General features: G+C 53.9%; 11 protein-coding genes and 2 rRNA genes (1 of these 13 cut by a window edge). 6 read left to right on the top strand and 7 right to left on the bottom strand.

What is annotated here, in order from left to right; translation table 11 throughout:
• From BCV73_RS25110 to BCV73_RS25095, 4 genes are all read left to right on the top strand, one after another.
• Nucleotides 1-982, top strand: a 23S ribosomal RNA gene (locus BCV73_RS25110); it begins 1,947 nt to the left of the window's first position.
• 59 nt (nucleotides 983-1,041) lie between these two features.
• A 5S ribosomal RNA gene (gene rrf, locus BCV73_RS25105) occupies nucleotides 1,042-1,158 on the top strand.
• Between the two features lie 360 nt (nucleotides 1,159-1,518).
• On the top strand, nucleotides 1,519-2,616 hold the full coding sequence (locus BCV73_RS25100) for a DUF3626 domain-containing protein (protein ID WP_256992992.1): 1,098 nt from the start codon (nucleotides 1,519-1,521) through the stop codon (nucleotides 2,614-2,616).
• A gap of 142 nt (nucleotides 2,617-2,758) precedes the next feature.
• The gene (locus BCV73_RS25095; RefSeq protein ID WP_256992991.1) at nucleotides 2,759-4,111 is read left to right on the top strand and encodes an MFS transporter; all 1,353 of its coding nucleotides are present in this window, start codon (nucleotides 2,759-2,761) and stop codon (nucleotides 4,109-4,111) included.
• A 71-nt stretch (nucleotides 4,112-4,182) separates the two neighbouring features.
• Here the strand turns inward: BCV73_RS25095 and BCV73_RS25090 are convergent, their stop codons facing one another.
• From BCV73_RS25090 to BCV73_RS25060, 7 genes are all read right to left on the bottom strand, one after another.
• Entirely contained in the window at nucleotides 4,183-5,988 is a 1,806-nt protein-coding gene (locus BCV73_RS25090; RefSeq protein ID WP_089548988.1) for a copper amine oxidase N-terminal domain-containing protein, read from the bottom strand.
• Nucleotides 5,989-6,039: 51 nt separating this feature from the next.
• Entirely contained in the window at nucleotides 6,040-6,384 is a 345-nt protein-coding gene (locus BCV73_RS25085) for an EamA family transporter (protein ID WP_089548987.1), read from the bottom strand.
• A 1-nt stretch (nucleotide 6,385) separates the two neighbouring features.
• Complete coding sequence (locus BCV73_RS35945) at nucleotides 6,386-7,054, bottom strand: DUF2304 family protein (protein WP_256992990.1); 669 nt, start codon at nucleotides 7,052-7,054, stop codon at nucleotides 6,386-6,388.
• Nucleotides 7,044-7,796, bottom strand: coding sequence for a glycosyltransferase family 2 protein (locus BCV73_RS25075; RefSeq protein WP_089548986.1), 753 nt, complete (start codon nucleotides 7,794-7,796; stop codon nucleotides 7,044-7,046). The genes BCV73_RS35945 and BCV73_RS25075 overlap by 11 nt, the downstream gene beginning before the upstream one ends.
• Complete coding sequence (locus BCV73_RS25070) at nucleotides 7,771-9,021, bottom strand: ArnT family glycosyltransferase (protein ID WP_256992989.1); 1,251 nt, start codon at nucleotides 9,019-9,021, stop codon at nucleotides 7,771-7,773. Before BCV73_RS25070 ends, BCV73_RS25075 begins: the two co-directional genes overlap by 26 nt.
• Before the next feature lie 261 nt (nucleotides 9,022-9,282).
• Nucleotides 9,283-10,512, bottom strand: coding sequence for a sensor histidine kinase (locus BCV73_RS25065; protein ID WP_076176822.1), 1,230 nt, complete (start codon nucleotides 10,510-10,512; stop codon nucleotides 9,283-9,285).
• A gap of 6 nt (nucleotides 10,513-10,518) precedes the next feature.
• Entirely contained in the window at nucleotides 10,519-11,226 is a 708-nt protein-coding gene (locus tag BCV73_RS25060) for a response regulator transcription factor (RefSeq protein ID WP_076176821.1), read from the bottom strand.
• A gap of 275 nt (nucleotides 11,227-11,501) precedes the next feature.
• On the opposite strand from BCV73_RS25060, the gene BCV73_RS25055 reads away from it, so the two are divergent.
• Together BCV73_RS25055 and BCV73_RS35155 are read left to right on the top strand one after the other, a co-directional pair.
• Nucleotides 11,502-12,245, top strand: a complete 744-nt coding sequence (locus tag BCV73_RS25055; protein WP_089548984.1) for an acyl-[acyl-carrier-protein] thioesterase — start codon at nucleotides 11,502-11,504, stop codon at nucleotides 12,243-12,245.
• 79 nt (nucleotides 12,246-12,324) lie between these two features.
• Nucleotides 12,325-12,465: a hypothetical protein gene (locus BCV73_RS35155; RefSeq protein ID WP_163880674.1), complete on the top strand. Its 141-nt coding sequence runs from the start codon at nucleotides 12,325-12,327 to the stop codon at nucleotides 12,463-12,465.
• Nucleotides 12,466-12,615 lie beyond the last annotated feature (150 nt).

Genomic DNA, 12,615 nt, shown 5'->3' with positions numbered 1-12,615 from the left:
GTAACTATAACGGTCCTAAGGTAGCGAAATTCCTTGTCAGGTAAATTCTGACCCGCACGAATGGCGTAACGACTTGGGCGCTGTCTCAACGAGAGATCCGGTGAAATTTTAATACCTGTGAAGATGCAGGTTACCCGCGACAAGACGGAAAGACCCCATGGAGCTTTACTGCAGCTTGATATTGGATTTGGGTACGATCTGTACAGGATAGGTGGGAGCCTTTGAAACCTGAGCGCCAGCTTGGGTGGAGGCGCCGTTGGGATACCACCCTGATCGTATCTAGGTTCTAACCTGGTACCGTAATCCGGTATGGGGACAGTGTCAGGTGGGCAGTTTGACTGGGGCGGTCGCCTCCTAAAGAGTAACGGAGGCGCCCCAAGGTTCCCTCAGAATGGTTGGAAATCATTCGAAGAGTGCAAAGGCAGAAGGGAGCTTGACTGCGAGACCTACAAGTCGAGCAGGGACGAAAGTCGGGCTTAGTGATCCGGTGGTACCGCATGGAAGGGCCATCGCTCAACGGATAAAAGCTACCCTGGGGATAACAGGCTTATCTCCCCCAAGAGTCCACATCGACGGGGAGGTTTGGCACCTCGATGTCGGCTCATCGCATCCTGGGGCTGAAGTAGGTCCCAAGGGTTGGGCTGTTCGCCCATTAAAGCGGTACGCGAGCTGGGTTCAGAACGTCGTGAGACAGTTCGGTCCCTATCTGTCGTGGGCGTAGGAAATTTGAGAGGAGCTGTCCTTAGTACGAGAGGACCGGGATGGACGTACCGCTGGTGCACCAGTTGTTCCGCCAGGAGCATGGCTGGGTAGCTACGTACGGACGGGATAAGCGCTGAAAGCATCTAAGCGTGAAGCCCCCCTCAAGATGAGATTTCCCAGTATGTAAGACCCCTTGTAGACGACGAGGTAGATAGGTTGGAGGTGGAAGTGCAGCAATGCATGGAGCTGACCAATACTAATCGGTCGAGGGCTTATCCAATAAATATAAAATGTAGATTCGTTTCGTATCTAGTTTTCAGGTGATCAAACACTTGAACGTTTGGTGGCGATAGCGGAGGGGTTCCACGCGTACCCATCCCGAACACGACCGTTAAGCCCTCCAGCGCCGATGGTACTTGGACCGAAGGGTCCTGGGAGAGTAGGACGTTGCCAAGCGAAGGACCACTGTTGATAACATCGACAGTGGTTTTTTATTTCTTATCCCCAATGTGGACAACACATCCGTTTTGTCCGTTCATCCACAAATACATATTCCCTGGTCGATTTTCCAAAGGTTATGCACAAAAAAGAGAACCATCCCCGCCCAATTTGGATTATAATCATAAATTATATTCCCATAATTCACAGTTTCATCCCCAGTACTCACAATTGAAGTGTGCTTTATGGCATAAATGATTCATGTGGTGATGTTGAGTTGAGTTTTGTCTAAATGTTATTCACATGTACATAAGTTTGTACGTTCATGCCAAGGGCTCTTCGTATGATTGCCCCGGGATCGATAAAGGAGGAGTAAGTTTGACCGAAGCACAAGCTCGAGCTGTACAGTATGTACGTACGGATGCTTTGGATGTGCAGTGCCTTTCCCGCAGCGTAATTGACCGGATTTTGGCTGCAGAAGGACTTAGCGCGATTGATGTTGACTTGCTTATTGATCATATTCGCCGTTTTGCTCGGGTTACGCTCAATTTTCATCCCGATCGTCTGCTCGCGACCGGCCGTTCGGTGGTTGAGGGACTGCTTCAGGATGGGGTGTACCGGGGACAGTTTGAGACCTCGATCTCCAACGGGAGCCGAACGGCATTTGCTGGTGGTGATCGTGACCGCTGGGAGGAACATTTATTTGGAAAGGCTTACCAGGCGGCCGGAGTAACCAACGAAGAACGGCCGAAGTATGGTGGGCTTAACCTGATGAATTATGCGGACGGTGCGTCACCGCGGTTTGGCTCGTGCCACCTGGTCCTTCGCCCGCATGTTTCAGAGCGCTGCACCTTTACGTTTGGGGATAGCTTTACGGGTCCGGAGCGAAAGGGGACGATCGACGTTTTTTCTCCATTGTTGGCTCCTCTGTTTGAGGCGGCTGTCAGCACACAGGAGGTGCTCGGGTCGGATCACATTAACGTAAGGCTATTAGTTGAGCTGCTTCAATCGCTAAACACCAGATCCAGCGAATTTTTACCCGAAGCCTTAGGAAGGTCACTCGATGACTACATTGAAGCACAGGTTCATGCTGTGGTGGATTTGGCGAATGACGCGGAGGCCCTGATTGCTGATCCCTCGTTCAAAGGCACGCCAACGGGGAACCTATTGGAAGAGACCTGCTATAAATATGATTTGCGGCTTGGTTGGCATGCGGGTTTTCAGATAGAGGTTGGATCGGTACCGGGCGATTTTCGGGGACCTGCGATGCAGCCGCTTGCACTCAGGATCGACCAAAGGTTCGGGAACGATAGGGGGCGGATTGACGCGGCAGTATTAGGCTTGGCAGCGGCATCGCTGCACAATCATCCCGAAGAGTGGCAGGACTGGGGATCATACGATGAAACGTTACAGCACATGAAGCAATTATGGCATGTCCTTGTCCGATTTGGCTCACCACATTATTTTGTTACGTAATGTCACGCAATATAGAATCGGTGAACATATAAAAGGATCAGACTTATATTGCTTTCTATCCATTTGATGACTTTCTTTGTCTTCCAGACTTTTTATACTCGAAAAAACTCCCAACTTCTAAGAACGAAAGGAGGGTGACGGGTTGAGCATTCAAAAGCAGGAATCCAAGCGACATAAAAAAATGCGTTCCACCGAACCTCTGGATTCGTATGAATCCGTTGCCCGTGGTGCATCGAAAACTTTGGACGAGATACAGCGACCTCAAACAAAGGACGACTCCTTCTCCAGGAGACAGGTCGTGCTGTTTATCTCTATTGTTTTCCTGTACTGGTTCTCGTCTTATATTTATGTTCCGATTTTGTCGCCTTATATCGAGCATTTGGGGGCATCCTATACCTATCTGGGTATCGTTCTCGGTTCCTACGGTTTGATGCAAATTTTGTTCAGGCTGCCGCTCGGCATTTTATCGGATTTTATGGAAAAGCGCCGTCCATTTATTTGGCTGGGGTTGGCCGCCAGTGCGGTAAGTGGGCTGATGTTTGCTGCGTTCGGACATTTGGGATGGGCGCTGGCTGCAAGAGCCATGGCAGGGATCGCCGCGTCGACCTGGGTGGTGTTCACCGTCGCGTTCTCAGGCTTTTTCCCGAAACATGAAGTAACCCGGGCGATGAGCATGATGCAGTTCACCACCGTGGCCGCCCAATTGACGAGCATGCTCGTCAGCGGATATTTGGTGGAGCGTTGGAGCTGGCAGCTGCCGTTTTGGCTTGGAGGCATCGTTGCGGTGATAGCCCTTATACTTGCTTTATTTTTGCGGGAAAAAGAGCCGGATCCCGGGCGCACCCCCATGTCGCTTCAGGATTTGGCACCGGTTATGCGTGACCGGACGCTGTTTCGGGTTTCTTTTCTGTCGATCCTGGCGCACTGCGTTCTGTTCATCACGATGTTTGGGTATACGCCGAATCAGGCGCTGGACTTGGGTGCAAGCAAGAACGACCTTGCCTGGCTGACGCTGTCTTTCATGCTGCCGCATGCGGCGGCTACGCTGTTTGCCGGACGGACCCTCGTTAACCGTTTCGGGGCAAGGGCCGTGCTAACCGTGGGGTATGTGGGAACGGCTGTTTTTACGTTTTGTATCCCGGCGGCATCGAGTTTTGGCTGGCTGTGCGTAACGCAAATCTTTAATGGACTGGCACAAGGACTGGTCTTTCCGCTCCTTTTAGGCAAATCGGTGGCCCACATCGAGCCATCCAAAAGGGCAACGGCAATGGGTTTTTATCAGGCAGTCTATGCGATCGGCATGTTCATGGGTCCGTTTATCGCAGGCTGGATCAGTTCGGCATGGGGGCTCGCAGGCGGGTTCCGCTTGGCGGCATATGCAGCGTTAGCTGCGGGAGTGCTCGCTTTTTGGTGGATTCGGACGGATACAAAAGCCGGGGTGAGTGCAGCTTCAGGCGGACCGCCGAATACGGGAAGTGTCCAGAAAAATGTGTAATGTGCGGTTAGAGCTGCAGTTTGATCCGACCAAAAGACCCGCAAAGCGCTGAAACGCTTTGCGGGTCTTTTTTATTTTTCCGAAATAGGGAGAAACAGCAGGGAAAACGGCAGGTTGCTGCCGGCCGCCGGGGACAACCAGAGTTCCACCTTCTCCTCCCGGGCCTGCGTCCGGTACAGCACGGTGGCGCTGTCCTGGGAGCCGTCGCCGTGCTTGATCTCGACAACCCGGTCGTTCACCCTCGCCGAGCCGAAGTACCTACCGCCACGCGGGTTGAAGGCGATGAGCGTGTCCGGCGCAACATGGTTCAGGATGATTTTATACAGGACACCGTAATTGCCGGAATTGATGGCAACGCTGTCCTGCATCCCGTCCATCCCCCGCTGAAAAGGATCGGTGGTGTTGTCGGTGAGCGGCAGGCGCTCCGCTTCTGTTCCGACAGTGCCGTCGTATTCGAACACGCGCGTCGAATCGGCAAAGGTGCCGCGGACGATGGACTCGATCGGATTTAAATCAGGCAGAGACGGCATGACCGCAATCGGGTCATGATCGGCCTGAACCATCAGCATGGTATATTCGACGGGTGCATCGCTGGTGACATCGGCATTCATTGTGATGACATCGCCGGGAGCAGCCGCGGTAGCATTCAGCTTGGGAAAGAGGGCCACGCTCTCGCCGGGGGCGATCTGCACGCTTCGCTGCTCACTGCCGGTCAAGGTGGACTCCAAATACCGGACGCCAGCCAGTCTGCCGGATAGCTCAGGATACGGAGTGGGCCCCGCCACGCCCCCGCTCTCGATCTGGATTGATGCCGCGGTATCGTTCGGATTGGTGGCGACCAGGTAGAAGCGTGCCTTTGTGGCCAGGTTGTTTTTGTGATGGACCAGAAACCGGGCCGGTCCCGACAGGATGTCCTGGTACAGGATCCCTTCCGAGTTGACCGTCTCCGGTCCGCTGGCCCGGAACAGTAAATACGGCTCGGTCGTGTAGGTGTAGGGCAGCGCTTTGTAGGACAGGATCGATTTGCCGCTGACCTGGAATGTGCCGCCTGCCGGAGTGAAGCGCTTGGCATACTCTTCTTTGCTGTACAACACCTCGGAAGTGATTTCGATTTTTTTGCTGTATTCGGATGTCAGGCCGTGCTTGTCGGTGACTTTAAGCTTGATTTCCACCGTACCCGGCTCGAAAAAGGCCGGTTCGTTGTTTGTCCATTCGCGATTCGTGATCGCGTCTTCGTCGTCGGTGCTTTGATCGCTCAGGGTCACCGGCTCGCCGATCCGGTATTGATCTTTGTCCGTCGTAAAATAGGCCAGCGGCGGTTCGTTCGTTTGCGGACTTTTTGGCTTGTCCGTCCCCGAAGATCCGGAACCGCCAGGGTGTAGCGTAATTTGGTTTCCCTGGAGCACATAAGGGAGATGAAAAGCAGCCGTCAGCGAAGTAAGGGGAACCATCAACACGCCGCGGTCCTCGTACGCTTCGCCTTTCATCGTTTTCGTCTCCCCGTTGACTTGATATGCCTTGGTATGTACACGGTACCTGGCTTTGGTACCTTCTCGGGATACGGTGGTCTCTTTCGTAGAGGCTTGGTAAGTCACTTTACAGCCTAAAGAGACGGCAAGCGAGCGGAGGCTGACAAAGGTGACTCCTTTTTTGACGACAGTGGAACGGTTTAATGCGGACTCGGTGCCGCTATTCAGGATTCGGCTGCTGTTTAAATAGATGACCGTCGTTCCGGAAGGAGCTGCGGGTGCTTGAGCCGTAGTCACTTTCTGCGGAATCGTAGGCTCCTGCTCCAGATCGGATGCGGCAGATGCCGGAACCACACCGTAGGCGGCAAGCAGAACGGAAGTCAGAAGGGCGGTTTTTTGTATTTTCATCGGAATGATATGGAACTCCTTTTCTGAAATTTGAAAATCAAACAGGGGGCTTTATTTGGCGGCAATGATGACCGCTCCCAGTACGATGACCGCGGCCCCGATCCAGCGGTTCAGCGGAACGCTTTCCCCGAAGAAATACCACGCGGCGAAAATACCGGCGGCGTAAGCCAGGCTTTGTAGCGGGTAGGCAAGGCTGAGCGGCAGCCGGGACAGCACAACGAACCACAATCCCGTGGCGATTGCATAAAGAACGATACCAAGCAGAATCAGCGGTGAAAATAATACCTGCAATAGGTTGCCAAGGTGGATGCCACCTTGATGCTGCAGGCCGATTTTCCAGGTGATTTGACCGGCGACCAGAAGCAGCATGTTGAGAAGCAGCATCAAGTAAGCCATACTAGCGGTTCACCTCCGTGCTCGAAGAAGAAGGCACAATAATTTGATCTTCGGAAGAAGCCGCCGCAGAAATTCGCTGACAGGGCTCCACGGAATGGAGTCCGGAGAATTCCCCAGACGGCATCCCGGATTGCGGCAGGGTATGCGCTTCTGGGGGCTGTTGAGAATGCGGTCTAGATGGCTGCTCAGGATGCGGTCTAGATGATTGTTCAGCATGAGGCGCGGATGACTGTCCAAAATGCGGGTCGGATGTCTGTCCCGGGTGCGACCCAAAGGCAGTACCGGCAGCAAGCCCCATAGAGCCCTCTGAGCCTCCCTCCGCCTGGGCTTCAAGCTTTTGAATGCGCTGTTCCTGCAAGCCCAGCGTTTGAGTAAGCACGATGACCCGGTGCGTGAGCGTGGACACCGCCATCGTCAAATGCAGCAGGATGAACAGCACCGCGACTACGCTCAGCAGGTAGAGCAGCGACGGGGCGTAATAAATGTGGATCCGCTGCGCGACCTCGTCCAAAAGGGACGGAAACAGCGACAGCACCATCATGATCACGCTCATCAAAAGCCAGAGCAGGGCGTACTGCTCGCGTAGCCTGTGCTTGCGGATCAAGTATAAAATCGAGCCGGCAAAAGCAAGGCTCATGCAAAAGCTGATGAGGTAAATATTAAGATTCATAGCGGTTTTCCCACGCTCTCTTTTTCTTGGTTTTCATGAGCAGGACCGACAGGATGACCTTGGACATGTAATACACGGATTTCATGGCCGAGATGCTGGAGACGCCTCCCTGACGCTCATTCATCACGACGGGAATTTCCGTAAAGGACAGCTCCCGGTTGTAGAGCAGCATCAGCGCCTCTACTTCGGGATAGTCGGTCGGGTACTCGCGGGCGAATAGGGAGATGGCGCGCCGCCCGCACAGGCGGTAGCCGGAGGTGGGATCGGTCACGTTCTGCCCGGTGAGCCGGGTCACGAGGGCGGACAGCAGACCGATGCCCATTTTGCGGGCGAAAGTCGACTGGAAGCCCTCTTTGGTAATAAAGCGGGAGCCAATCACCATATCGGCGCCGGTATCGAACTGGGCGGACAGGAGGCGGCGCAGATCGCACGGATTGTGCTGACCGTCGCCGTCGATCTGCACGGCGTAGTCGTAATGATGCTCCGCCGCGTAGCGGTAGCCGGTTTGCACCGCGCCACCGATGCCCAAGTTGCAGGTCAGGTCGATGACACTGGCCCCGGCGTCCCGGGCGATCCGGCTGGTGGCGTCGCTCGACCCGTCGTTGATGACGAGCACGTCTGCGTAAGGCGCGTCTTCGCGGAGCCGGCGGATGACCTGCCCGATCCCCTCCGCCTCGTTATAGGCGGGCACAATCACGAGCACTCTGTGCGGCTTGTTATGACTTTCCGGTCGATTCAGCATAAGTAACAGCTCCTTTCCGTGAATTTGAAGAGCGGGTCCATTTCTGCCACGCCCAGCGGAGGATGGCGATCCCCGCGGCCGCATCCAGCATGATGATCAGCGGCATGGCGGTGTAGTTATAGCGGAACTCAGGAACGAAGGCCAGGCGGGTAACCGTCATGACCGCTACAATCAGCGACATCAGCGATAATGGCTGCTTCCATTTTCGAAGCGATGCGGCCAGGGCCACAGGACAGAACCACACAAGCGCCACATGCAGCAGGCTGCCCAGCGGGCTCGGAAGCACGCGGTATAACGGACTGTGGCCGCTGCCGAAGTACATATTCGAATAAATGTACTTGAGCTTGCCGACGGTGTACCATTTGACGAACTGCCATGTGTGCTGCGTAAAACCGATCTTCAGCCGCTCTTTGGCGACTTCCATCTGCGTTTTGCCATGCCGGTCGACCAGGCCGTCGTTGTAATTTTTGTCCGGATAGGTGCCGGCGGCAAACGGATTGACCTGGGTGGAAGCGATCACGACCTCGTGCAGGGTCACGATGTTGCGGATCACCCAAGGAGCGAGGACGATCCCTGTTCCGATGCAGGTGAACAGCAGCAGCTTGAGCGTGAGGCGGAATTCCTTTTTCCAGAGCCAATACAGCCCGTACACCGGCGCGATCAGAATTAAAAACTCCGGACGCGTCAGCACCAGCAGGCCCATTGCCGCCCCGCTCAGCAGAGCGAGGGTTCGTGTTCTGCGCTCGAAGGCTTCAAGCTGCAGACGGATATACAGCATCAGGAAAAAGCAGGCTAGCGTCTCGGTCAGAACCGCACCGTTGCTCCAAATAAAAGGCGGATACACGCTGCTGATGAGCAGCACGATCATCGAAACGGTCCGACCCGAGAGCTTTCGGGCCACCGAGTATATGAGCCACAGGGTGACGAGGCTGATCACGACCTGTATGTAACGGATGTAGGGGAACGGATCATGATGCTGGTAATCGACCAGCTTGTAGATGGCCGCCATAAACAGCGGATACCCCGGCGTGACCTGGGCGTTCGACTGGGTATCCTTGTAAGCGTAGATCCCTTTTTCAAGCAGCTGCCGGACCATGATGTCGTAATTCAGCGTGTCATGCGAAACCTTATGGTTGACCGAAAGCAAAAAGTCCAGCCGAACATAGGCAGCCAGCGCTAAGATCAGCACGAAAATCGTGATGAGCAGCGTTTTTTTATGGGCCAACCATTTTGAAGTGATGGTGTACATACGGATTTCGTGCTCCTTCCTGGACAGAGATTGGAGACAAACAGCTCTCCTCACGGACGATGCCTGCTGTCCTTCTAACTTGAATCTAAGATTACAGGAGAGTTCTTAACGGGAGCCTACCCAAATGCTTAACAAACGCTTAAGTTTTTCTGTATAAGCGTGCACCAAAAAAGCAGATAGCCGCACTCCCCAGATGGGATGAGGTTATCTGCTTTTTGTATGGTGAAAGGAAAGTGGTTATGCCGGCACAGCCGGATCGGGAAGCCGGGTCTCAAACACGGTCTGGTTCGTCGAGCTCTCCACGGAGATGTCGCCGCCGTGCACGTCAATGATGCTCTTGGTGATGGCCAGCCCGAGCCCGGTACCGCCGGTCGCTTTGGAACGCGATTGCTCTACGCGGTAAAACCGTTCGAAGATATACGGTAGATCCCGCTTGGGGATGGGCTCCCCGTAATTGCAGACGCGTATGCGGACAAAAGCTTCTTCCTTTTCGATATAAACGTCGATATATTTGCCGCTGCTTCCATATTTAATGGCATTGGAAATGAGATTTTCGTAAGCCCGGACGAGGTGGTCGCCGTCGGCCTGAATGATGACCGGCTGCTCCGGCGCGTGAATCTGCAGAATCATGTTCGCCTGCTCCAGGCTCGGCACAAACTCCTCGGCCAGCTGCCGGATCAATCCGGTTACATCCAGCTTGCGCAGGTGCAGCGGCATGCCGTTATTGATGCGAGTATACTCAAACAGGTCGTCGATCAGCTTCTTGAGGCTGAGCGATTTTTCGTAAGCGATATTCATGTAATAGCGAAGCTCCACCTCGTCGGCATAACGGTCCTTATCGATGATTTCCAAAAATCCGAGAATGGAGGTCAGCGGGGTCCGCAGGTCGTGGGATACGCCGGTGATCAGATCGTTTTTCGTCTTCTCGGCGTTACGCTCCTCTTGAATGGAGCGATTCAGCTGAGCGCTCATCTGGTTGATGCTGTCGGCAATCCGGCCGAGCTCATGGTTTTCCCGAACCGGAATTTCGTAATCGAAATGTCCCTTGGCGATCTCCGCCAGCCCGTAACTGATTTCCTCCAGGTACGTATGAATTTGCCCGGACAGGCTGTTCATGTTTTCCGCGATCGTTCCGAGCTCATCGGCAGCTTTCACACTAACGGAAGCTTGGAGCCGGCCGCCGGCCATGTCCTCCAGGACTCCAGCCAGCTCTTTGGCATAACGAACGAGGGGCCGGGTGGAAGCCACGTAGAGGGACAGGAAAAAGACGACACCGAACACCCCGATCGTCGGTCTTGAGCCGATATGGTTGATCACCCAAATCAGGGGCACATTATAAGGCGGGCGCACAATGATATAAGAGGCGAGCAGGCGGCCGAGCAGCACGAACAGCAGCGTCAGCCCAGTGCAGCCGAGAAACACGGCAAGGAACTTCCAGCGGATGCCGATGTATACCTTGGTGGTCATGGTGCTCTACACCTCCTTCGCCGATTTCATTTTGTAGCCGATGCCCCAGACGGTCTTGATGTAGGCTGGATGCTGAGTATCCTTTTCGATCTTTTCGCGGAGCTTCCGGATATGGACCATCACCGTGTTTTTTGATTCCATGAACGGCTCGTTCCAGACCTCTTCGTAAATTTTGTCCATGCTGAGCACGATGCCCTGATTGACGGCCAGCAGCTTCAAAATGTCGAACTCGCGGGGCGTCAGCTTCACTTCCTGCTCCCCGACGGTCACCGTATGGGTGGCGGTATTGATGACCAAATCGTCAATTACGATTTCGTCCTCGGCTGTGGTATCGCGGTAATTTAACAGCTTGTACCGGCGCAGCTGCGATTTGACGCGGGCGACCAGCTCCAGCGGATTGAACGGCTTGGTGACGTAATCGTCGGCACCGATGCTCAGGCCGGAAATTTTATCGATATCCTGGCTTTTCGCGGACAGCATGATGATGGGGGTGTTGTTCTTTTCCCGGATTTTCATGCAGGCTTGAATCCCGTCCATTTGGGGCATCATCACATCAAGGATGATGAGGTCGATCGGATGGCTCTGCAGCGCTCCGAGTGCCTCCAGTCCATTGGATGCTTTATATAAGGTGTATCCTTCATTTTTTAAATAAATTTCAATCAGTTCGATAATTTCTTTCTCGTCATCGACGAGCAGGATCGCTTCTCTGGACATTACGGCATTCACACCTCTTTGAATATTGTGGAAACTAGGAGTATGCTTGATGTATAGCATTATAAACCGAAACCCTTAACATTATGGTCACGAATTTCTTAACATTAACTTAAATTCCGCCGATGTTGTGGCCTTAGGATGAACGTTCCGCTGCTTCTTATACATACAGGGAAAGGGCGCAGCCGATGAAAGATCGGGCTTTTTCACCAAATGGAAAGGCTGGCTAACAACGTACGAGTATCATTTTAACGTAAAAAGAGGAGAGAGCGCATAGCATGGGCAACAAGTGGACCGAAACCTACTTAATCCATTCCAACGATATCGATTTTAAATCCGAAGCGCGGCTGTCGGTACTGCTGTCTTTGGCGCAGAGAACGGCCGACGCCGATCTGGAGCAGCTTGGGGCAACGAGGGACCAGATGATCGAAGCGGGCATGGGCTGGATGCTGATTACAATGGATCTGCGCATCAGCCGGATGCCGAAGGCGCTGGAGCAAATCAACGTCGAGACCTGGAACAAAGGCCCGAGAGGGGCCCTGTGGCAGCGGGACTTTGTGATTTATGGCAGCGGCGGGGAGATTCTCGGCGAAGCGTGCAGCATTTGGGCGCTCGTGGATATCCAGAAACGCAGAATGCTGCGGCCATCCAAGTTTCCTTTTGACGTCTACATTAATGAAGAGGACTCGGCCGGTGAAGCACCGGATAAAGTAACTATACCTGAGGATATGCCGCTGCATGAATCGTACCGCTCCGTGGTACGCTACAGCGGGATCGACGCTAATCTGCATCTGAACAATTCCCGTTATGCCGATCTGTGCATGGATACGCTGACCAAGGAGGAGCTTACGGGTTATTCTTGTGCGGGTTTTCGGATCACCTACCATCACGAGGCCCGATTGGGGGATGACATGGTGGTGAAACGGTCAGAGCTGTCCGGCGGCAGGGTGTACGTGAGCGGACAAGCCGAGGACGGGTCGCATTATTTTGATGCGTATCTTCTATTGAAAGAAACGAGCTGAACGAACGAGGGCATCCCAAGGGCCCCATGGATAATTCCGTCCCGATCGGGGGATTGTTAAAGGATAAGGGGGGATAAGCATGCCGCATCGTAAACCGGTTAAAGACAGTAACCTGCCAAACAGAGCGAGCCGGAAACAGGAATACACCACGCTGCATCCGGATAAAGCTGCTAAATTTCCGCCGAGCCTGAACCAAATTCCGAAGCAGGAACAGGATTAGGCATTTACCGCACCACCCCAGGTCCTTCAGTGGCATCCTCGGCTCCTGCCGAGGTTCCGCTGGGGGATTTTATTTTGCACAGGCGATAAGATAAAACAGGGTTACCTTCCTTTTGCATCCGCTGCCGGATTCAATGTTATAATAGGACGG

Origin of the sequence: Paenibacillus sp. SSG-1, assembly GCF_002224835.1 — a bacterium.
Classification (GTDB): Bacteria; Bacillota; Bacilli; order Paenibacillales; family Paenibacillaceae; genus Paenibacillus_AQ; species Paenibacillus_AQ favisporus.
The sequence above is the reverse complement of the archived record's forward strand: the minus strand, read 5'-3'. Positions and strand labels throughout refer to the sequence as shown.

Coding starts and splice junctions, on each gene's coding strand:
- BCV73_RS25075 (WP_089548986.1), bottom strand. CDS start 7,796: ATGCTGAATCGACCGGAAAGTCATAACAAGCCGCACAGAGTGCTCGTG.
- BCV73_RS35155 (WP_163880674.1), top strand. CDS start 12,325: ATGCCGCATCGTAAACCGGTTAAAGACAGTAACCTGCCAAACAGAGCG.
- BCV73_RS25090 (WP_089548988.1), bottom strand. CDS start 5,988: ATGAAAATACAAAAAACCGCCCTTCTGACTTCCGTTCTGCTTGCCGCC.
- BCV73_RS25060 (WP_076176821.1), bottom strand. CDS start 11,226: ATGTCCAGAGAAGCGATCCTGCTCGTCGATGACGAGAAAGAAATTATC.
- BCV73_RS25065 (WP_076176822.1), bottom strand. CDS start 10,512: ATGACCACCAAGGTATACATCGGCATCCGCTGGAAGTTCCTTGCCGTG.
- BCV73_RS25085 (WP_089548987.1), bottom strand. CDS start 6,384: ATGGCTTACTTGATGCTGCTTCTCAACATGCTGCTTCTGGTCGCCGGT.
- BCV73_RS25055 (WP_089548984.1), top strand. CDS start 11,502: ATGGGCAACAAGTGGACCGAAACCTACTTAATCCATTCCAACGATATC.
- BCV73_RS35945 (WP_256992990.1), bottom strand. CDS start 7,054: ATGAATCTTAATATTTACCTCATCAGCTTTTGCATGAGCCTTGCTTTT.